The 20,042-nt window shown below is 63.2% G+C and carries 18 protein-coding genes; 11 read left to right on the top strand and 7 right to left on the bottom strand.

Annotated elements, in window-relative coordinates; genetic code table 11:
• The first annotated feature begins 305 nt into the window (after positions 1-305).
• A complete protein-coding gene (locus tag QM609_RS13495; RefSeq protein WP_003944949.1) occupies positions 306-860 on the top strand; it encodes a LysM peptidoglycan-binding domain-containing protein in 555 nt (184 codons plus the stop codon).
• 12 nt (positions 861-872) lie between these two features.
• Here the strand turns inward: QM609_RS13495 and QM609_RS13490 are convergent, their stop codons facing one another.
• A complete protein-coding gene (locus QM609_RS13490; protein WP_003944898.1) occupies positions 873-1,604 on the bottom strand; it encodes a TetR/AcrR family transcriptional regulator in 732 nt (243 codons plus the stop codon).
• A 197-nt stretch (positions 1,605-1,801) separates the two neighbouring features.
• Here QM609_RS13490 and QM609_RS13485 point away from each other — a divergent pair, with 197 nt between their 5' ends.
• The 4 genes from QM609_RS13485 to QM609_RS13470 are packed head-to-tail and all read left to right on the top strand — an operon-like array spanning position 1,802 to position 6,826.
• Positions 1,802-3,361 carry an amino acid permease gene (locus QM609_RS13485; RefSeq protein ID WP_050656326.1) on the top strand — a complete coding sequence of 520 codons (1,560 nt, stop codon included), beginning with the start codon at positions 1,802-1,804 and terminating at the stop codon, positions 3,359-3,361.
• Between the two features lie 2 nt (positions 3,362-3,363).
• Positions 3,364-4,197, top strand: coding sequence for an urea amidolyase associated protein UAAP1 (locus QM609_RS13480; protein ID WP_050656327.1), 834 nt, complete (start codon positions 3,364-3,366; stop codon positions 4,195-4,197).
• A complete protein-coding gene (locus QM609_RS13475) occupies positions 4,194-4,847 on the top strand; it encodes an urea amidolyase associated protein UAAP2 (protein ID WP_042919877.1) in 654 nt (217 codons plus the stop codon). Before QM609_RS13480 ends, QM609_RS13475 begins: the two co-directional genes overlap by 4 nt.
• On the top strand, positions 4,844-6,826 hold the full coding sequence (locus QM609_RS13470; RefSeq protein WP_050656328.1) for a 5-oxoprolinase/urea amidolyase family protein: 1,983 nt from the start codon (positions 4,844-4,846) through the stop codon (positions 6,824-6,826). The genes QM609_RS13475 and QM609_RS13470 overlap by 4 nt, the downstream gene beginning before the upstream one ends.
• Before the next feature lie 114 nt (positions 6,827-6,940).
• Here QM609_RS13470 and QM609_RS13465 read toward each other — a convergent pair whose 3' ends face one another.
• From QM609_RS13465 to QM609_RS13450, 4 genes are read right to left on the bottom strand one after another with little or no spacing between them, the layout of a single operon-like run.
• Entirely contained in the window at positions 6,941-7,723 is a 783-nt protein-coding gene (locus tag QM609_RS13465) for a Fic/DOC family protein (RefSeq protein ID WP_050656329.1), read from the bottom strand.
• Positions 7,720-9,153, bottom strand: a complete 1,434-nt coding sequence (locus QM609_RS13460; protein ID WP_228232711.1) for a putative nucleotidyltransferase substrate binding domain-containing protein — start codon at positions 9,151-9,153, stop codon at positions 7,720-7,722. The genes QM609_RS13465 and QM609_RS13460 overlap by 4 nt, the downstream gene beginning before the upstream one ends.
• A gap of 49 nt (positions 9,154-9,202) precedes the next feature.
• Positions 9,203-10,087: a DUF5995 family protein gene (locus tag QM609_RS13455; protein ID WP_081305406.1), complete on the bottom strand. Its 885-nt coding sequence runs from the start codon at positions 10,085-10,087 to the stop codon at positions 9,203-9,205.
• A 53-nt stretch (positions 10,088-10,140) separates the two neighbouring features.
• Positions 10,141-10,506, bottom strand: coding sequence for a RidA family protein (locus QM609_RS13450; RefSeq protein WP_019748335.1), 366 nt, complete (start codon positions 10,504-10,506; stop codon positions 10,141-10,143).
• Between the two features lie 98 nt (positions 10,507-10,604).
• On the opposite strand from QM609_RS13450, the gene QM609_RS13445 reads away from it, so the two are divergent.
• The 4 genes from QM609_RS13445 to QM609_RS13430 are packed head-to-tail and all read left to right on the top strand — an operon-like array spanning position 10,605 to position 16,349.
• Positions 10,605-11,642, top strand: a complete 1,038-nt coding sequence (locus QM609_RS13445; protein ID WP_003944842.1) for an Rv2578c family radical SAM protein — start codon at positions 10,605-10,607, stop codon at positions 11,640-11,642.
• Between the two features lie 37 nt (positions 11,643-11,679).
• Positions 11,680-13,104 (top strand): 3' terminal RNA ribose 2'-O-methyltransferase Hen1, encoded by a 1,425-nt coding sequence (locus QM609_RS13440; protein ID WP_050656331.1) that lies wholly within the window; start codon positions 11,680-11,682, stop codon positions 13,102-13,104.
• Positions 13,101-15,644: a polynucleotide kinase-phosphatase gene (locus tag QM609_RS13435; protein WP_050656332.1), complete on the top strand. Its 2,544-nt coding sequence runs from the start codon at positions 13,101-13,103 to the stop codon at positions 15,642-15,644. The genes QM609_RS13440 and QM609_RS13435 overlap by 4 nt, the downstream gene beginning before the upstream one ends.
• Positions 15,645-15,680: 36 nt before the next feature.
• Entirely contained in the window at positions 15,681-16,349 is a 669-nt protein-coding gene (locus tag QM609_RS13430; RefSeq protein WP_283337295.1) for a class I SAM-dependent methyltransferase, read from the top strand.
• Here QM609_RS13430 and QM609_RS13425 read toward each other — a convergent pair.
• Positions 16,310-17,539 carry an MFS transporter gene (locus QM609_RS13425; protein ID WP_003944893.1) on the bottom strand — a complete coding sequence of 410 codons (1,230 nt, stop codon included), beginning with the start codon at positions 17,537-17,539 and terminating at the stop codon, positions 16,310-16,312. The two genes, QM609_RS13430 and QM609_RS13425, sit on opposite strands and share 40 nt — an antisense overlap.
• A 70-nt stretch (positions 17,540-17,609) precedes the next feature.
• Here QM609_RS13425 and QM609_RS13420 point away from each other — a divergent pair, with 70 nt between their 5' ends.
• On the top strand, positions 17,610-18,665 hold the full coding sequence (locus QM609_RS13420) for a LacI family DNA-binding transcriptional regulator (protein ID WP_228232709.1): 1,056 nt from the start codon (positions 17,610-17,612) through the stop codon (positions 18,663-18,665).
• Positions 18,662-19,117 carry a hypothetical protein gene (locus tag QM609_RS13415; protein ID WP_228232707.1) on the top strand — a complete coding sequence of 152 codons (456 nt, stop codon included), beginning with the start codon at positions 18,662-18,664 and terminating at the stop codon, positions 19,115-19,117. The genes QM609_RS13420 and QM609_RS13415 overlap by 4 nt, the downstream gene beginning before the upstream one ends.
• Positions 19,118-19,212: 95 nt before the next feature.
• Here QM609_RS13415 and QM609_RS13410 read toward each other — a convergent pair whose 3' ends face one another.
• On the bottom strand, positions 19,213-20,031 hold the full coding sequence (locus tag QM609_RS13410; protein ID WP_042919858.1) for a helix-turn-helix domain-containing protein: 819 nt from the start codon (positions 20,029-20,031) through the stop codon (positions 19,213-19,215).
• Positions 20,032-20,042 lie beyond the last annotated feature (11 nt).

The raw sequence follows: 20,042 nt of genomic DNA, 5'->3' as shown, positions 1-20,042 counted from the left end.
GGATAACGATCGGTATGGTTGAAGCTCGAATCAATTAGTTGACCTGTGGTTATTGCTCGAGTTTTGACTGAGTCTGGTACAGCAGTGCCGGAAAACTGCCCCGTGACCAATCCGTGACCATCGCCTACGGTCGTTGACAGCCCGAAACTACCGGGCAAACACCGACCCGCAACTGCGTGCTTCTGCCCCGCGGGTCCGGTACTCCCGAAACCTTCGCGGGGCAGGAGTGAAACAGACGAGTCGATCGACGAGACGTGAAAGCGTCCGGGCCGACCTCGTCCGCGGTAGCGGAGAGGATTTACCCAATGACCAGCATCACCTTCAAGCGCGCCCTCGGCGCAGTTGCAACCGCAGGCGCAGTCGTCGCGATCCCGCTCGCCATGAGCACCGGCACCGCTTCGGCAGCCGGCCACGACTGGTCCGGAGTCGCAAACTGCGAGTCCTCCGGTAACTGGGCCGCCAACACTGGAAACGGCTTCTACGGTGGTCTGCAGTTCACGCAGAGCACCTGGAACGCATTCGGTGGATCGGGCAACGCTGCCAACGCCAGCCAGGCCGAGCAGATCCGTGTCGCCGAGAACGTTCTCGCAGGCCAGGGCGTCGGCGCATGGCCCGTCTGCGGTCAGTACCTGACCACCGGCACCACCGCAGGCAACTACGAGGCCGCAGCCGCCCCCGTTACCGCTGAGGCTTCCGTCGAGTCGGCTCCGGCAGCAAGCACCGGAAGCGGCAACTACGTGGTCAAGGCAGGCGACACCCTGTCGAAGATCGCTGCTGCACACGGCATCTCGCTCGAGAACCTTGCCAGCCAGGTTCCGAACATCAACCTGATCTTCCCGGGACAGTCCCTCTCGGTCTAGTCTCGTGGCCGTTTAGGTCCTCAATGCGTCGAAATTGTCCGGAGCTGATGCAGCCCCGGACAATTTCGGCGTTTCTGCGTTCGCAATGAGCGTTGCCGCTTCCGTATGGATGGGGTCAAGATCCTGGCGCCACCCAAGAATGTGCAGCGCCGACCCGGCGATGACAGCGGCGTCGGGAATCGGGGTGCCTTCGAGCGCGTCGGCTCGCGCGCTGATCACGCTTTCTACCAGGCGAAACGGAAGCTCGGCCAGGTGCGTTGATGATGGATCGTCAATCGCGTCGAGCACATCCTGGGCGAGTGCCCGGTATTGCTCGCGAAGCCGATCGCGATCGGCTCGGAACGACATGAACCTGTCACTTCTCAGTTCCGGTAAGAGATAAAGGACGCCGAGGTTCCACCGTCCGGTGATCAGTTGGGCCGCGTCGATGTACGAAAGTGCGTACAGCTTGACCTCGGGTGCGGTGTCGAGTGGCCTGAGATTCTCCGCGAAGTCGAGCGCCGGCGTCACGGTGTCGGCGAGCAGTGCAACCAGGATGTCGTCCTTGGTGGCGAAATGGTTGTACAGCGACGCCTGACGCATTCCGACTGCTTCGGCGATGTGGCGTGTGGACGTCGCGGCGAAGCCTCGGGTGGTGAACAGTTCAGCGGCTGCATCCAAGATCTCCGCCCGGGCAGTGCCACCCGGGCGTCGGCGAGCGGTCAGGCGGGGTCGTCCGGGGCCGGCGTTGGTCACGCCTTCCATAGTGGCAGGCTGCGGCCTTACGTGCGGGATGGCCGCCGCTGTGAGCATTCGGTCACGTGCTCGAAACGTACTCAACGAGCCTGTTACAGAATCAGGCGAATCGTATACGCGGGCGTCACCTGCGGCGAGTGGATTTCGCGAAAACTATCAATCGACAGTTATTCGCCTCTGAATCGCTTCGCCGAAGGAGTACGCCGTTGAGTGCAACCACCCCGGCTGCGCAGCCCACCACCGCATCCGCACTCGCCTCTTCGCCTCACGACGACGGTGACCTCGCGGAGTTCGGCTACGAGCAGCAGCTGCATCGATCGCTGGGAAAGTTCGCGTCTTTCGCCGCGGGCTTCTCCTTCGTCTCCATCCTCACCACGATCTTCCAATTGTTCGGCCTCGGTTTCGGTTTCGCGGGTCCGGCATTCTTCTGGACGTGGCCGGTCGTCTTCATCGGTCAGTTCATGGTCGCTCTCAACTTCGCGGAACTTGCTGCCAGATATCCGATTTCGGGTGCCATCTACCAGTGGTCGCGGCGGATGGGTGGTGAGATCGTCGGCTGGTTCGCCGGTTGGTTCATGATTCTCGCTCAGATCGTCACTGCATCGGCCGCCGCGATCGCCTTGCAGGTCGTGCTCCCCAATGTGTGGAGCGGGTTCCAGATCATCGGCGAGGACAGCGCACTCACCTCATCGAGTGGTGCCGCCAACGCCGTGCTGCTCGGATCGGTACTTCTGGTTCTGACCACCTTTATCAACTGCATCGGCGTCAACTGGATGTCGCGTATCAACAACATTGGCGTGACCTGCGAAATCGTCGGTGTCATCGCAGTGATCGGGATGTTCTTCACCCACGCTCAGCGCGGACCGGACGTCGTCTTCGACACCGGCAGTGCCGGCGGTCAGCCCGGATACGCCTGGGCGTGGATCATGTCCGGACTGATGGCTGCTTACGTCATGGTCGGCTTCGGTTCGGCAGGCGAACTGGCCGAAGAGACCCGCAACCCCCGACGCGTCGCACCTCGTACGATCCGCCTTGCACTCTCCGCTTCCGCGCTCGGCGGCGGCTTGATGATCCTCGGCGCGTTGATGGCAGCGCCCTCACTGACCGACGGACGCCTGGCCACGGAAGGTTTGCCGTACGTACTGACCTCCATTCTGAGTTCGCCGTGGGGCACGGTCTTGTTGATCGACGTCTCGATCGCAGTGTTCGTGTGCACCTTGGCCATTCAGACTGCTGCTTCACGGCTGATGTTCTCCATGGCCCGCGACGGGCGCCTGCCTGCCTCGCAGATACTGGCAAAGGTCAACCCCCGAACCGGAACACCTATCGCGCCGTCCGTCCTCATCGGTCTGGTCTGCATTGCCGTCCTGGCCGTCAACGTAGGCAACTCGGCAATTTTTGCAACCCTGTCCAGCGTATGCATCATCTTGATCTACTTGGCCTACCTCATGGTGACCGTGCCGCTGCTGGTTCAGCGTCTCAAGGGATGGCCGCGCACCGCTGTCGGCCCCAAGTTCGACGCCGAAGGCAAAAAGCTTTTCTCCCTGGGCATCTGGGGAGTTCCGGTCAACATCGCCGCAGTTGTGTACGGCGCGCTGATGGTGATCAACCTGTCCTGGCCACGAGCCGAGATCTTCAACCCCACGGGGGAGTACCCCATTCTGCAGTGGGCCGCGCCCATCACGATAGCGCTGGTGGTGGGGCTGGGAGTCGCTTGCTTCCCGCGTGGCCGCGCCACCCCGAATCCCGTCACGATCGGAGCCTGACCATGAGTACTCAGACCACCGCCGGAGCGCGCGAGCATGCCCGGTCTCAAGCTGGAACGATCACCGATTCCATGCCCGTATTGCCGGCAACGCGTTGGCCGAACCCACCCGAAGACGTCGCTCCCGAACGTCTGACCTGGGCTGAGACCGTGCCGGGTGGGCGGTACACGACCAAGGTTCTCGCACGTGGAACCCGATTGCGACTTCGCGACATCGCTGGCAGCGCCTGCGCAAACATCTTGCTCTATCGCGCCGACGCCCCCTGGGAGCGTCTCAACGTCGCCGATACCGTCAAGGTGCCATGGCAGGCCTATCTCGGCGTCGGGCACCCGTTGCTCTCCGATCAGGGGCGAGTACTTGCGACCGTGGTCGCAGACACGTCGGGTCACCACGACGCGTTCTGCGGAACGACGTCACGCGCCACCAACGAGGCGAAGTACGGGCAGGGCTCGCTGCACAGTGCCTCACCCGCCGGGCGTGAACTGTTCACCGTCGCTGCCGCGAAGAACGGGCTCGGGCCGCAGGACATCGCGCCTCCGTTGTCCTTCTTCCATGGTGTCCGCGTCGAGGCGGACGGCGCTCTCACCAGTACGGGGTCCGCCGGCTCAGGCGCAACGGTCGACCTTCTGATCCACCTGCCCGTCATCGTGGTGATCGCCAACACCGCGCACCCACTCGATCCAGCGCCGCAGTTTCCCACCACGTCCCTCGAAGTGCTCGCGTGGAACGCGGCCGACGAACTCGGCGGCCTTGACGATCTCGGGCCGGAATACCAACGCGCAGTGCTCAATACCGAAGATGCCTGGACGGCTTCGAACCTGGAGGAGATCGCATGACCACCACCTTGGATGTCCCCGCCCTCGTTCCCGGAACGGTGATCCTCGACGAGATTGCTGACGCATTCGGGCCGTGGTCCGCAGTTGTCCGTGCCGGTGACGTTCTGACCGTCGTCGATCTACACGGAAATCAAGCCGTCGACACCCTCGTCTACGCCGGTGACGATCACAGCGTTCGGTACTCGGCAGCAGCGACGGTCACAGCCCAGAAGAACCTGTTTCTGTCCACAGGCTCCGTGCTCCGCAGTGACGACGGAACTCCACTCATGACCCTGGTCGCAGACGAGGTCGGAAACCACGACACCGTCGGCGGCGCGTGCTCACAGGAATCGAACACCCTGCGATACGGCCACCACACCAAGCATCAGCACGCGTGCGTCGAGAACTTCCTCGTCGAGGGCGCAAAATGGGGGCTCGGTAAGCGGGACCTGGTGTCCAACATCAACTTCTTCATGAACGTCCCGGTCGACCCCGACGGCACACTCGGAATCGTCGACGGACTGTCGGCACCAGGCAAGCGGCTCGCGTTGCGTGCCGAACGTGACGTGCTCGTCCTCGTGTCCAACTGCCCGCAGATCAACAACCCGTGCAACGGCTTCGATCCCACGGCCGTCCGCATGATCGTCACACGGCCGGGAGCAGACGAATGAACGCAAAACTGACCATCGTGCGTCCCGGAATGCTGACGACGGTTCAGGACTATCCAGGACGCGTCGGATACTGGCAGATCGGAGTCCCACCATCGGGCCCGATGGACGACCTGTCGTTTCGGTTGGGAAACACCGCACTCGGAAACCCCGAAGGCGCCCCCGGCATCGAATGCGCGATGGCCGGACCTGCCATGACGTTCGACGAAGACACCACGGTCTGCATCACGGGTGCTCCGGTGTCGGCGACCGTCGACGGCGTCGTACACGGTCAGTGGCGTCCCGTTCTCGTCCCCGCTGGATCGGTGCTCGACGTCGGAACGGTCAGCGGCCCGGGACTGCGCATCTACGTACTCGTACAGGGCGGAATCGAGACCGACGACTATCTCGGCAGTGCGTCGACCTTCACCCTGGGCAGGTTCGGGGGACACGAAGGTAGGACTCTGCGGGCAGGAGACGTTCTCAAACTCGGACAGGCGACCGGGGTCGCGGGAGCTGTTCCCGCCGAGCATGTTCCGGCGATACACACGTGCTGGGAACTTGCGGTGACCGAGGGCCCGCACGGGGCGCCGGAGTTCTTCACCCGCTCCGACATCGACACGCTGTACGCGACCGAGTACGAGGTCCACTTCAACTCCGACCGCACCGGTGTCCGGTTGATAGGTCCGAAACCAGACTGGGCCAGAACCACCGGCGGCGAAGCCGGACTTCACCCTTCGAACATCCACGACAACGCGTATTCGATCGGTGCACTCGACTTCACCGGCGACACGCCCATCCTCCTCGGACCAGACGGACCGAGCCTCGGCGGCTTCGTCTGCCCGATCACAGTGGTGTCCGCTGATCGCTGGAAGCTCGGACAGTTGGCTCCCGGGAACAAGATTCGCTTCGTGCCGGTCCGCGCCGAACGGGCAGCCTCCCGGCGTGACCTCGGAGTATCGCGTCGAGCGTCCAATTCGGTTGTTCATTCCTCCGGTGGTGACGGCGACGACGGCGTCATAGCCCGTCGTGACGGCGACACCACGGTCACGTACCGGCGCTCAGGCGACGACAACGTTTTGGTCGAATACGGCGACATGAATCTCGACCTGGCGTTACGTGCGCGTGCTCATGCACTGCATCAGCGACTCGAAGCCGAGAAGCCGGCCGGACTACTCGATCTCACCCCGGGAATCCGCAGCCTGCAGGTCCGCGTTGACCCGGACGTGCTGCCCGTCCGCAAGCTGATGGGAATGCTCGCCGAGGCGGAGGACACCTTGCCGGCGGCCAACGAACTCGTTGTGCCCAGTCGCACTGTGCGGATGCCACTGTCGTGGGACGACCCGGCAACGCGCGAAGCGATCCAGCGGTACATGCACGGGGTTCGCGCCGACGCGCCGTGGTGCCCGTGGAACATCGAGTTCATCCGCCGGATGAACGGTCTCGAATCCGTGAACGACGTGTTCGACACCGTCTTCGGCGCCGAATACATGGTGCTCGGACTCGGTGACGTCTACCTCGGAGCGCCGGTCGCGACGCCGCTCGATCCGCGTCATCGTCTGGTCACGACCAAGTACAACCCCGCCCGCACCTGGACCCCCGAAAACGCCGTCGGGATCGGTGGGGCGTACCTCTGCATCTACGGCATGGAAGGCCCAGGCGGGTACCAGTTCGTCGGACGTACGACGCAGGTGTGGAATCACCGCCACCCCGCGAAGTCCGGGCCGTTCGAGGAGGGCACTCCGTGGTTGCTGCGATTCTTCGACCGGATCTCCTGGTACCCCGTCGAGCCGGAAGAGTTGATGGATCTGCGCGCGGACACCGCCGCCGGCCGCGGCGGGGGCGTCGAGATCGAGGACGGCAGCTTCTCGCTGGCCGAGCATCAGGAGTTCCTCGCGTCGAACTCGCGCTCGATCGAGGAGTTCCGCGCGATGCAGTCCGTCGCGTTCGGGGCCGAGCGTCAGCGCTGGTCCGACGCAGGGGAGTTCGCGCTGCCCGGTTGATGGTCGAGTGAGCACAGTCGTCTTAGAGTGAGCACCGCTTCGAGTGTGGCGGAAGCGGTGCTCACTCAGCAGTAACGGTGTTCAGTCCGCCTGGAACGGTTGCAGATGTCTGCGTCAGCGAGTCAGCGCGCGATTGAACAGATCGATGAACGGGCGAGGCGACGGGGTTCCGGTGGGCCGGAAAGGCGCAGAATCCCTCGACGCGGATACCCACTCGGTTCTGCTCACCCGCGACAAGTCGAGCTGATACCGGGTGTCCGCGGCGAGTCGGTGCAGGAAGAGGGTTCCGGTTCGCCCGTTTCCTTCCCGAAACGGGTGGGCATGATTGAGCGTCGAGTACACCGATGCGAGCGCGAACGACGCAGCGCCGTTATCGAGCGCTACCCAATCGACGGCGGCGATGATCTCTTCCACCTCGGACAGGTAGTTCCGAATCGCCGAGACCGGAGCAAACGTTGCCGCACCTTTCCTGATGTCGACGGTTCTGATGTGGCCGGCCCACTGGTACAGATCTTGGAAAACGTGCTGGTGAAGCAGGAGAAGTTCGGCTGTGTCTCGCGTGTGCTGTACGAGGTCGCTGCCGAGATGCGCCTCACCCAGGCGAAGCGCGGTCGCCGCGAACTCGAGTGATTGCAGTGCGGCGGGATCTCGTACGTCGAAATTGTTCTCGAGAACCGATGTACCGCGATAGACGTACGGCGCTGATCGTCGCCAGCGGATCCGCGGGGGAATCGCAGACGAGAGGCCGACGGCTCGCGCCAATTCCTGCTCGAAATACTCACGCCGAGAAAGCATCCCGATCATCACGGCCTCGAGTTCCGCGATCTGTTCATCGCTCGGATCCCAGCCTTCGAGGCGCTCCGCCGCCAGAACCTGTTCGAGCGCAGTGCGATTCACGGATCGATGTCGGGTAGCGCCGACGCGGACGCGGCATATTCGAGTCGTCGTTGCACACCTGCGACCTCGCGCACTGCATTGCTCAGCAAGCTCCGCGAGAGCGGAGTGAGTTCGGAGATCACGACTTCGTCGGTCGGTGGCCGACCTGCCGCGAACTGATCGGTCTGGTGGCGGACACGAATCTGCTGCAACACCTCGAAAGATTCGATCAGTACCTGGGCGTCGTCGTCGAGTAGGAAACCGCTTCCCGCTGCAGCCTTGAGGCGTTCGAGTGTCGAACTCGTGCGGGCGCCCACGGAAATCCCCGCCCAACGAGCGATGTTCACGATCGGTTGGACGGCGCTGGCTTTGAGGTCGACGGTTCCGGTCCGACGCGTCATCACGTCCTTGAACGAATGGAGCTTTGCCTTGTCCCCGACGGCTTCGCGAAGGAGCAGTCGCATGACGGCCGGGTGCAGTCGCAGTTGATCCAACGCCGCAGGGCGAGGATCCAACGCCGGATCGCCTGCGACGACACGGGCGTCCGCCAGCATCGACAACATGACCAGGGCTTGGTCCTGATACGGGTTGGACACCCATTTCCGCAGCGCAGTGCGCCATTGTGGGAGCGTCCGAGCAAACCTGGCCTGGGTCGCGACGGCGTTCTTGGTGTCGCGAGGGAACCCGCAGAGATCGAGGATGTCGTGGATGGTCTTCGCGGCGTCGGCTCCCTCGTGATGAGATTCGCCCCCCCACACCAGCGCACTGTCGATATCCGAAGAGGGGAGCGCTTCACGCCTGGCGACGCTGCCGAGCGACAGCCACGCGAAATCCGGTCGCTCGTCTCCGCCCACCACCAATTCTATGGCTCGCCTGACTGTTACGTCGATCAGCACGGCCAGCGTCGCGCCGATGTCGAGCGGAGAGACCCGTGACGCCACCAATTCCGTCACCAGAACAGGGACCGCGCGGGCTGTTTCGACGAGGTGGGCGTCGTCCTGTGCTGTGGCGAGCGCTGCGCGCAGTTCGAAACCCTGATTGGTGGCCGAAGTCAGGAGGTCGCTGAGTTCGAGCACACCCATCAGTGCGCCTGCCTCGGTCACGACCGGGAGATGGCGCAATCCGTACTCGAGCATGTCGGTCACGGCGTCGGCGCCCAATCGATCCGGATCGACTGTCACTGCTGACGGCGTCATCACCGTTGATACCGGCTGATTGCTGTCGATACCACCAACTACCACACGAGCACGTAGGTCACCTTCGGTGAAGATTCCGAAACCGGTTGTCTCCGTCGGGATCACAACAGCGCGGCGGCCCGCGTCGGTCATCAACTTCGCGGCCTCGCGGATGGTTGCTCGGCCATCGCAGACAATTGCGGGCCCGCGCAACAGGTCTCGCACCCGGCGCATGGCGGGACTCTGCATGCCTTGCCCCGTCGAGTGCCCCGTCATGGGGTCATTGTCGCAGGTGTGTCCGGTTCAGGCAGCGGAGGGTGAGATGTCAGAGACCACCGAGTCGCGAGAGTACGTCGAGAGCGGAATCTGTAGTACGCCAGAGTGCGTCGATCTCCTGTTCTGCGCCCGGACGTGTCTGCGGATTCTGGAGGGCGAATCCGTTGGCCAGCGTGATGGTGTTGTATCCGCTGTCGGCGGCGCGGAGCAGCAGTTCCGAGGGCTGCGAGTTTCCGGCCAATCGGTCGAGTCCTTCGCCGACGAAGTAGAACCGCCAGAGCGGCCCCAGATCGGCGTCGTACTCGGCCTTGGTGAGGGTCACGATCGAACCACCCTTGACGGCAATGGAATCGACGATCTTGTAAAAATCGGGGACATCCTCCGCAGTGGTTCCGGACGTGGCGACGGCGTGAGCGAGGTCGACGGTGAGATGCGCGTTGTAGCCGGCCATGGCGACCCGTGCTGGACTGGCGTCGCACTGACGTGTCAGGGCGAAGTAGTTGCTCCACGCCGGATCGGTGGGAGTACCGGTGAACTCCGCATGGACGTTCACCAGGTACCTGCGCAGCAATTCGAAGCTGACGGAATGGGCCCACTCGTCATCGGCGAAGGCCGCAGGGTCTCGCTGCAGCGGCATCACCGCCTCGTGTTCGACAGCGTCGAGGCCGATGGAGAACAAGCCTCGCCAATCGTGGTGTGAGACGAGGATCGACGTGATCTCACGATGACGTTCGACAGCGGTCTCGAGCCGAGGCAGTCCGGCACCGTTCAGGGTCGTGACGTCGCTGAGTTCGGCAATCCGGCCCACCTCGGCATTGCTCAACTGGCTGCCGCAAGCCGTCGAAAGACTCTCGCCCGGTTCTGCGAGTGCAGAACCGGGCGAGAGGAAAGCGGCGGTGATGCCGAGCGCGAGCGTCAACGGATACAGCCGCATCGGTTTCATCGGCTCAGACTAGGCGCCCATTTCACAAATGTCCGGATTGGCGATCAGCTGAGAACCGCGTCGGCCTCGATCTCGATGAGCAGAGCGGGGTCGATCAGCGAGCTGACCTCGAGGATCGTCGTGGCGGGACGAATCTCGCCGAACACTTCACCGTGCGCGAGAGCGGCCTGCTCCCACTGCGTCATGTCGCGCAGGTACATGCGAGTGCGGATGACGTCGTCGAGCGAGGCGCCGGCCTCGGCAAGTGCTGCCTTGATAGTTTCGAGCGCTGCGCGGGTCTGATCTGTGAGGGTCTCACCAGGAGCGGTGGTGCCGGAGACTGCGATCTGGTTACCGATGCGCACGGCACGGGAGTAACCGATCTTGGGTTCCCATTCGGAACCGGACGAAATATTGATTCTGTTCGACATGCACCGAATTCTGCCAACAACTTCCCGGCCGTGGTGAGGCACGGTCAGGTATTCGCTCCATCTTGACATACCTTAGAACAAGTGTTCGACTTGGGGCCATGAGGTGGTCGGGTCAGGCATTGGATGCAGATGACGGAGCGCTACCCGGACTCGAACGAGCCGGGTTGGTTCGCTCCGTGCAGACTCCCGAGTTCGAGGGAATCACGTTTCACGAGGTGCTCTGCAAGAGCGCGCTCAACAAGATGCCCGAAGAGTCGACGTTGCCGTTCAGCTTCACCGTCAACGCTTTTCGTGGTTGCTCGCACGCATGCCGATATTGTTTCGCGAGACCGAGTCACGAGTATCTCGACCTCGACGCCGGCGCGGATTTCGACTCCCAAGTGGTCGTGAAGACGAACATTGCCGCGGTGCTCCGCAAAGAGTTGGCGCGAAAGTCCTGGAAACGGGAGGCGGTGGCACTGGGTACCAACACCGATCCCTATCAGCGAGCCGAGGGCCGATACCGCTTGATGCCCGGCATTATTCGCGCGTTGACCGAATCCGGAACTCCCTTCTCGATCTTGACGAAGGGAACTTTGCTCCGACGGGACCTGCCGCTGTTGAAAATGGCGGCAGCGCAGGTCGACGTCGGAATCGGAGTGTCGTTGGCGATCAACGACGCTGCACTTCAGAAGCAGATCGAGCCTGGTACCCCGTCGCCGCGGGCGCGTCTCGAGATGATCCGCGCCATCACCGACGCGGGATTCTCGTGCAATGTCATGGTGGCGCCGGTCATTCCGTTCCTCACCGACTCCACCAGTCATCTCGACGGGCTGTTCGAGGCACTGTCCGAAGCCGGTGCGACGAGTGTGACGGTCTTCCCGATGCACCTGCGGGGGAGTACTCGGGGTTGGTTCATGAATTGGCTTGCTCAGGAACATCCGGCGCTCATCCGTCGCTACCGCGAGCTGTACGGGCGGGGCGCGTATGTCACTCCCGAATACAAGCGTTGGCTCGCAAGCCGTGTCGAGCCATTGGTCGAGCGCCATGGGTTGGGTGGTCGTTCGGAGCATCGAGACGTCAGTGCAGCTGGCAGTGAGCCGCGTGAGGCGCCCCGGGAACTGGTGGGTGCGGGAGCAGCTCTCACTTTGTTCTGACGGCCGCGGGCGCGTAAATCGGAGGCGCCCCGGACGTTTGCCGGGCTACATTCGCCTGGTGCTACTCACACTGACGTCCACCCCGACCCCGCAGACTCCTGATGCGACCGCGTTGAGCTACCTGCTGCACAAACATCCCGACCGCGTGCAAAGCTTCGACTTGGCGATCGGCACCGCCACGGTTCTGTACCCGGAGGCCTCAGCCGAAAAGACCACGGTGGCAGTGATTGTGGACGTCGACCCCATCGAACTTGTGCAGAGTAGGTATCGACGCGGCAAGAGTGGCGACAACTTTTCGCTGGGTGAGTATGTCAACGATCGGCCGTATGCGGCGTCGTCCATACTCTCGGTTGCTCTGTCGAAGCTGTTTCGCACCGCGTTGACGGGAACGTGCAAGTCGCACCCGGAACTCGTCGGAACCGAACTCGCGTTGACCGTCTCGATTCCGGTGGTTCCGTGCGGCGGCGATGCGGAATTGCCTCGTCGGTTGTTCGAGCCGCTGGGCTGGGATGTGGCCGCGATACCGGTGCAGCTTGATCCGCACCTGCCGACGTGGGGAAACTCCGACTTCGTGTCGTTGACGCTCACCGGGGAACACACGGTGCAGAGTGCCCTTCGGCACCTCTACGTGCTGTTGCCGGTCCTCGACGACGTGAAGCACTACTGGGTGGGACCCGACGAGGCAGACAAGTTGATCCGCGTCGCTGGAGAGTGGTTGGCGTCGCATCCGGATTCCGCGCTGATCATGTCCCGCTACCTGGCGCGTCGACGCGACCTGGTCGAATCGGTGGTCGATCGACTGATTCCCGACCAAGCAGAGGCGCAGATCGAACTACCGCGACCGGATCCGCCGCTGGCACGGCTTCGCGTCGACGCAGTTTTGGCGACACTTCAGCGACTGCACGTCAGAACGATTGTCGACATCGGTTGCGGCGAAGGCAAACTGATCGAGGCGCTGATGCCGCACGCTCAATTCGACAAACTTGTCGGCGTCGATGTGAGCGCGCGCGAACTGACACGGGCGCAACGCAGATTGAAGTTCACCGAAATGTCCGACGCCCAACGTGAACGTGTGTCTTTGATGCAGTCGTCCGCGACGTACCGCGACGCACGCTTGAAAGGCTTCGACGCAGCCGTGCTGATGGAGGTGGTCGAGCACGTCGACACGGCGCGCCTGCCGGCGCTGGTCAGATCGGTCTTCGTGGACGCAGCACCGCAGTATGTGCTGCTGACTACTCCGAATGCCGACTACAACGTGCTGTATCCGGCATTGGCCGCGGGAGAGTTCAGGCACCCCGATCACAGGTTCGAGTTCTCCCGAACCCAATTCCGCGACTGGGCAACCGAAATGGCCCGAGTCCACGGCTATTGCGTGGAGTTCGAATTTGTCGGAGCAATTGATCCGGTCCTTGGCGGGCCGACACAGATGGCAATCTTCACGAAGGAGGCACGAACGTCATGACGGTGTACGAGATTCCAGATCTCGCCCTGGTAGTACTCATCGGCGTCAGTGGCTCGGGAAAGTCGACCTTCGCGGCGCGTCACTTCGGTGAGTACGAAACCCTCTCGAGTGACACATTCAGAGGGTGGATCAGTGATGATCCGAACTCACAGGAGTCGACGTCCGATGCTTTCGAAGTGCTGGAGTTCGTTGCGGCCAAGCGTTTGCGACGCGGACGTCTCACGGTGGTCGACGCGACCAACGTCCAGCCCGCCGCGCGCAAGCGACTCGTTGCGTTGGCTCGCGAGCACGACATACTGCCGGTGGCAGTCGTGCTCGATGTTCCGGAATCGGTCTGTTCTGCACGAAACGACGCTCGCTCTGATCGGACGTTCGGACGCGACGTGATTCGCCGTCAGCACCAACAGTTGACTCGCTCGCTCCGCGGGCTGGGTAAGGAAGGTTTCCGTTCGGTTCACATCCTCAGAGGTGAGGACGCGGTTTCCGAAGCCACATTCTTGCGCCACCCGCTCCGCAGCGATCTGCGTGTCGAGCGTGGTCCGTTCGACGTCATCGGTGACATCCACGGATGTCGAAGTGAGCTCGAGACGCTCCTCGTGAAACTCGGCTACACCGTCGACTACGGGACGGACGGCAGAGCTGTCGATGCGGTGCCGCCGGAAGGGCGAACTGCCGTCTTCCTCGGTGACTACGTGGATCGAGGACCGGATTCGGTCGGTGTGCTGCGTCTGGTCATGGGGATGGTCGCGGCGGGACATGCGATAGCGGTTCCGGGTAACCACGAGAACAAACTCGTCAAGGCCTTGCGCGGTAAGAAGGTCACGGCCAGTCACGGACTCGCCGAGACCCTCGAGCAGATGGCCACCGAGTCGGCGGAGTTCCGGGACAGCGTCGTCGACTTCTGTGACGGGCTCGTCGCGCACCTCGTCCTGGACGACGGCAAACTCGTTGTCGCGCACGCCGGTCTCAAGGAGGACTACCACAACAGGGCATCCGGTCGAGTCCGGAGCTTTGCGCTCTACGGTGAAACTACCGGTGAGACGGACGAATTCGGCTTACCCGTTCGATACCCGTGGGCGCAGGACTACCGAGGATCAGCCATGGTCCTCTACGGTCACACGCCGGTGCACGAGGTGGAATGGATCAACAACACCGCGTGCCTCGACACCGGCTGTGTGTTCGGTGGATCCCTCACGGCTCTTCGATACCCGGAACGAGAGATCGTGTCGGTTCCGGCGGAGCAGGTTTGGTACGAGCCGGTGGTACCGCTGGCACCGCCGACTCGTGATCCGGACGTGCTCGATCTCGCCGACGTCCTCGAAACGACCGGCGTCGACACCGAACTGCGCGGTCGAGTGTCCGTTCGCACCGACAACGCTGCCGGCGCCTTGGAAGTGATGAGCCGATTCGCGGTCGCGCCGCAATGGCTGCGATACCTACCGCCGACCATGGCGCCCTGCGCGAGCGCCCAATCCGATGACTATCTGGAACACCCGTCGACCGCGTTCGACGCATACCGGGCCGGCGGAATCGGAACAGTGATCTGCGAAGAGAAGCACATGGGTTCGCGGGCAGTGGTGCTCGTGTGCCGTGATCGATCGGTTGCTCAGTCCCGCTTCGACGCACCGGATGCGCTCACCGGGATGGTGCACACCCGCACCGGCCGCCAGTTCTTCGACGACGACCTGACTCAGCAGTTGATCGACGACATCGCCGCCGCAGTCACCTCCGCTGGGTTGTGGGAAGAGCTGGGCACCGACTGGCTGCTCCTCGACTGCGAACTGTTGCCGTGGAACGTCAAAGCGGAAGGTCTGCTGCGCTCGCAGTACGCGTCGGTCGCGGCGGCCGGGCGATCAGACCTCACAGCTCGCGAGGCCGTGCTGGCGCGGGCCGGGTCGCGGGGCCTGGACGTGGCGGAGATGTTCGAACAGACAACTGTTCGGGCCGCCAGTATCGAGCGCTTCGGCGAGGCGTACCGACGGTACGTGTGGCCGACGAACGGACTGGACGGCGTCACCATCGCGCCGTTCCAGATTCTGGCGGCCGAGGGCCAGTCGTACGGGGAACGGGATCACGAATGGCACCTCGGTATTTCGGACCGCCTGGCCGCGGCCGACCCGAGTCGATTTACCACTACACGTCGCCTGGTGGTCGATCTCGGTTCCGAGGACTCGGTGTTCGAAGCGACGAAGTGGTGGGAGTCGCTCACCGGCGACGGTGGTGAGGGGATGGTCGTCAAACCGCTGGCGAATCAGATTCACGGACCGCGGGGGTACAACGCGAAGGTTCAGCCGGGGATCAAGGTCCGCGGCCGGGAGTACCTGCGATTGATCTACGGTGCCGACTACCTCGAACCGTCGACGCTTGCGAGGTTGCGTAACCGCAACCTCGGACACAAGCAGTCGATGGCGCTGCGCGAGTACGCGCTCAGCATGGAGGCGGTATCCAGGCTCGTCGACCGTGAACCTTTGTGGCGAGCGCACCAGGCCGTGTTCGCGGTGCTGGCTCTCGAATCGGAGCCGGTCGACCCGCGGTTGTGACGGCCGGTGCGCGGGCTCGGATTGATACCGTCGGGTATGGGTGGGATTGCTCGCTTGGACGGTTTCAATCGACGCCATCCGTGGAGTCACAACGATCACTACGGCCGGTGGGTTCTACGTAATCTGCGCGGGGTCAGGTCCGGTCGCGCTCTCGACGTGGGGAGCGGGACCGGCAATCTGATCGACCTCTTGCGTCGGCGGTTCGACGTGGTGGTCGGTGTGGAACCCGACCTGACAACCTCGGCCGCCGTGCGCGCAAGGTTTGTCGACGACGGGAACGTGATCATCGACGCGCAGCGGATCGAGGACTTTGCATCCGAGGCGAAGTACGACGCGATCACAGTCGTCGCAGCGTTGCATCATCTTCCACTCGAAGAATCGATGAAGCAGCTGAGTAGCCTGCTCGAACCGGGCGGGCGGCTCGTCGTGGTCGGGTGTTATCGATCGACCACAGCCACCGACGCACTCCTGTCGGTGTTGGCGACCGTGTGCAATCCCGTCGTCGGCGTCGTCAAGCATCGACGGGTTGCCTCCGAGCCACTGAAGGCGATGACAGCTCCCACCGCGGAACCGGGTGAGTCGATGGCTGACGTCCGGCGCGCGGCCGCGTTGTGTCTGCCAGGTAGCCGGATCAGGAGACGACTGTTCTGGCGATACACCCTGATCTACGACGAGAGTCCGGCCGGCGCGTCGGTGGGGGAGTGAGTAGACCGTTCCGGTTCCTGGGGAAACGCGCGTCGGCCGAACCCGACTATCGCCAACGAAGCGATCATCAGAGCGACCCCGATGCCCGCCAGATGTGAGAGCCCGCCACTGTCGACGACGGCCGCACCGAGCAGAGCGCCCGTTGCAATCGCGATCTGGAACACGACAACGTAGATGGCCGAGGCACGGTCGGTCCCGATAGGGACGGCGCGCAGAACCGAGGACTGGAGGCAGATCGGAACGGTGGTGAACGCCGCACCCCACAAGATCGTGGCGACGACAGCGAACGCTCCCATCGACGGCGCCAAGAGCCAGAAGATGGCCAGCGCGCCTGCCACCGTCGCGATCGAGATGAGCGTGAAGAGGCGTGGTCGGCGGTCGTAGTACTTGCCGGCGACCCACACTCCGACGGCGCCGGCGGCGCCGTAGACCAGAAGCATCGCGGTACGGATGCCACCGGACGAGCCGAGGCTTTCCTCCACCAGAAGTGTGAAGAACGTGTACGAAGCGAATTGCCCAAGGGCGGCAAACAGCGTTGCCGCGCAGATGACGGCGAGTGCCCGTTTCATCGCCGGTGTCGGCTTCGGTTTGTCTCGCTTACTCCGATGGTGTTGATCGACCGGCATTTCTGGCAACGCACGATGCAGTGAGAAAGCAATGCCCACTGCCACCACACCGATTGCCGCCGACGCGGTCCGCCAACCCCAGGACTGGCCGATCGCCGAAGACAGGGGTCCTCCGAGAACAAAAGCGAGAGACGTACCGGCATACACCATCGCGATGGCCTTGCCCTGTTGTCCGCGCGGAACCAGGGTGGCAGCGACCGGTGCAACGACAGCCCAGAACACTCCGTGCGTCGCAGCGCAGAGCAATCGTCCGATCACGAGCATCGGATAGTTGACGGCCAATGCTGCGACCAGTTGCGACACCGCGAGGGTGGCCACCGTCAGAACGACGACGCGTCGTCGCGGCCAGGTTTTGACCGCTCCGATCAGCGGAAGCGTCAAGACCGCGACACCGTATGCGTAGAAGGTCAGCAGTAGGCCGACACGCCCTTCGGTGACGTCGAGGTCCGTCGAGATTTCGCTGAGCAGTCCGACGGGGAGCATTTCGGCCGTCACGTAGGCGAAGGCTGCTCCGGCCAGTGTCATCAGCCGTAGCGTGGTTGCCTTCGGCAGTCGAGCAGTCATGTTGTGTAACGATACATGTATCGATACACACCTGCGCAATGGATATTTTGCACTCGCTATGCTGAGGCTCATGGCCATACGTGCGCAGCGTTCGAGTCGTCCGACGATGGCCGACGTCGCCAAGGCCGCAGGCGTGTCGGTGATGTCGGTGTCGTACTCCTTCGCGCAGCCCGAGCGCGTGTCTGAATCAACGCGGGCCAAGGTGTTCGCCGCCGCCGAAGAGCTCGAGTACGCGGGCCCGAACCGGGCGGCGCAGTCCTTGCGGAGCGGGAAATTCAACAACATCGCGGTCGTCTTCAGCGAGAAGCTGACGTACGCCTTCGAAGACGCAGTAGCTCGGCGATTCCTCTCGGGAGTCGCCGAAGCGTGCCTGGATGCGAACGCCGGGCTGATGATGCTGCCGAACTCGGGGAAACCGGGAGACGTCGACAGAGTTCGCGACGCGGCAGTAGACGGTTTTGTCGTCTGGACCACCGTCTTCGACGATCCCATCCTCGACGCGATTGTCGGCACCGGAAAACCCGCATGCATCCAGGGTGGTCCGTTGCACGAGGGTGTGGATCTCGTCGGGATGGACGATGTTGCCGGCGCCGTCGCGATCGCGGCAGTCGGGTTGTCGGGGGCGCAGCGGCCCGCGGTGATCAGCCTTCCGTGGGATCGTGAGCGTCGGTCCGAGATTCGGATGGACGTGGATCCAGGTGAAGCGTTCTTTCCGGTGTCCCGCCATCGGCTCGAGGGCTACGAGCGCGCCGTCCGCGACGCGGGCCTCGATTGGCCCTCGGTGAGGGTAGGGGTCGTCACTGTCAACGAGCGGAGCGAGGGTGCGCGGATGGCTCGGTCCCTGCTCGACGTTCCCGAGAGCCGAAGGCCCGATGTCATCTTGGCGATGAGTGACGAACTGGCTCTGGGGGTTCTGGACGCGATCCGTGAACTCGGCCTCGCGCTGCCCGACGATGTCGCAGTCGTCGGATGGGACGACACAACAGCCGCATCGGACGCCGGCCTGACAACGGTTCGCCAGTCCCTGTTCGATCAAGGGCGCAACGCAGCTCGCGTGGTTCTCGGGCTCGACGATGCGGTCGAGCCGGTCGAATGGTCGGTGCGTCGGCGAACCTCGACGCGATGATCACGCCGGTAGTCATCGACGGTCTGCGTTTTCGGTGGTTTGTTCCTCCAGAATTGGGGGAGACCGTCCGGTGGGGACTCTCCTGGAATGTCGACAACCCGCGCCGGTGGGCGGTTGCCGAAGTCGCGGGTGCATTGCACCTACTTGCCGGAACTCCTCGTGACGACCCAAACGCGCGTCAGGCGTGGATAGACTTCGGCGCAGATGCCGCCACGACCGGGGTAGTTCGGCGCCTGCGGCTCATGTCGATGGAGTCCGACATGCTGCCCGACCCGAAGTTTCCGCACGGCCCGAACTGGGGTTGGGCTACGAGGCAATTCGTGCCTGGCTCCGAGCGCTTCTACGAGTTGGCGCGTGCACCTCGTGCGTTGCGCTCGTACCAGCTGACCGATCGTGAATACGGGCCGCGGCGCGAGGACTTCCTCCTGGTCGACCTCGAGACGGCTGCTTGATCGTTGGGACCTGACACCGTTTTTATTCAGTGGACACAGACTCCAGCTGACCGGAACCAGTGTCTGCTCAACGAAACCGGTGCCAGGTGCTGCGACTAGCGCGCTCCACTGGCCACGTTCAGTGAGTATTTGCCGGGCGGCGCCCCGACATGCTTGACGAAGTGCCGCGACAGGTGGGATTGATCGTGGAATCCGACGTCGACGGCCACGTCCGCCAATTCGCGCCCGGCGAGGATTGCGCGTCGCGCCAGATCGATTCGACGTCCCGTCACGTACTTGTGAGGCGGAAGCCCGAAATGCTTCGCGAAGTTCTTGATCAGATACGTGGGCTTCCGCTGCAGGATGTTCGACGCTTCCCGCATCGTGATTCCCGTTGTGAGTCGCGCATCGAGCAGGTCCCGAAGTTGATCGGCAACGCGTTCGTCAACGGTCGGCGTGTGAAGGGATCGACCTGTGGCCGGTGTGAGGATCTCGTTCAATCTTTCAGCGAGGAACCCCAGGCGACTTTCGGCCTCGAGTGATTCGCCGTCCGGGCCGAGTGCAGAGTGCAGTTGATCGATGCGATGGCGCAGCAGAGGGTCTCGAATCTCGGGGCTGTCCACCGCCGGGCCTATGAGGACCTCGCCGAGAACTGACGTGTCGAGGTAGAGGATTCGTTGACGAAATCCGGCCTCGGTGACCGGAACTCCGTCGTGTGCAATGCCTGGCGGCAACAGAGTCACGATCTCTGGTGCTGCGCCATGAGCGCGATGATCGAGGTCGTATGCAATCGTGCCGCGGTCGACGAGCATCAGGGACCACTGATCGTGCGTGTGTTTGGGATAGGCGTGTCCGACGAAATCGGCATGGAAGACCTCGGTGATTCCCGCGAGGCTCGGTGCCCACGCGGTGATCTGTGCGCCGCGGGGGTCCATGTCAGAAACGT

The organism is Rhodococcus sp. IEGM 1302 (assembly GCF_030056935.1).
GTDB classification, from domain to species: domain Bacteria; phylum Actinomycetota; class Actinomycetes; order Mycobacteriales; family Mycobacteriaceae; genus Rhodococcus_F; species Rhodococcus_F qingshengii.
Note: the sequence above shows the minus strand (reverse complement) of the source record. Positions and strands in the feature narration are given on the sequence as shown.

Excerpts from the sequence above, each read along its gene's own strand:
- QM609_RS13425 (WP_003944893.1), bottom strand. The coding sequence starts at position 17,539 with ATGACTGCTCGACTGCCGAAGGCAACCACGCTACGGCTGATGACACTG.
- QM609_RS13420 (WP_228232709.1), top strand. The coding sequence starts at position 17,610 with ATGGCCATACGTGCGCAGCGTTCGAGTCGTCCGACGATGGCCGACGTC.
- QM609_RS13480 (WP_050656327.1), top strand. The coding sequence starts at position 3,364 with ATGAGTACTCAGACCACCGCCGGAGCGCGCGAGCATGCCCGGTCTCAA.
- QM609_RS13470 (WP_050656328.1), top strand. The coding sequence starts at position 4,844 with ATGAACGCAAAACTGACCATCGTGCGTCCCGGAATGCTGACGACGGTT.
- QM609_RS13445 (WP_003944842.1), top strand. The coding sequence starts at position 10,605 with ATGAGGTGGTCGGGTCAGGCATTGGATGCAGATGACGGAGCGCTACCC.
- QM609_RS13460 (WP_228232711.1), bottom strand. The coding sequence starts at position 9,153 with ATGACGGGGCACTCGACGGGGCAAGGCATGCAGAGTCCCGCCATGCGC.
- QM609_RS13490 (WP_003944898.1), bottom strand. The coding sequence starts at position 1,604 with ATGGAAGGCGTGACCAACGCCGGCCCCGGACGACCCCGCCTGACCGCT.
- QM609_RS13410 (WP_042919858.1), bottom strand. The coding sequence starts at position 20,031 with ATGGACCCCCGCGGCGCACAGATCACCGCGTGGGCACCGAGCCTCGCG.
- QM609_RS13455 (WP_081305406.1), bottom strand. The coding sequence starts at position 10,087 with ATGCGGCTGTATCCGTTGACGCTCGCGCTCGGCATCACCGCCGCTTTC.
- QM609_RS13415 (WP_228232707.1), top strand. The coding sequence starts at position 18,662 with ATGATCACGCCGGTAGTCATCGACGGTCTGCGTTTTCGGTGGTTTGTT.
- QM609_RS13495 (WP_003944949.1), top strand. The coding sequence starts at position 306 with ATGACCAGCATCACCTTCAAGCGCGCCCTCGGCGCAGTTGCAACCGCA.
- QM609_RS13435 (WP_050656332.1), top strand. The coding sequence starts at position 13,101 with ATGACGGTGTACGAGATTCCAGATCTCGCCCTGGTAGTACTCATCGGC.
- QM609_RS13450 (WP_019748335.1), bottom strand. The coding sequence starts at position 10,506 with ATGTCGAACAGAATCAATATTTCGTCCGGTTCCGAATGGGAACCCAAG.
- QM609_RS13430 (WP_283337295.1), top strand. The coding sequence starts at position 15,681 with ATGGGTGGGATTGCTCGCTTGGACGGTTTCAATCGACGCCATCCGTGG.
- QM609_RS13475 (WP_042919877.1), top strand. The coding sequence starts at position 4,194 with ATGACCACCACCTTGGATGTCCCCGCCCTCGTTCCCGGAACGGTGATC.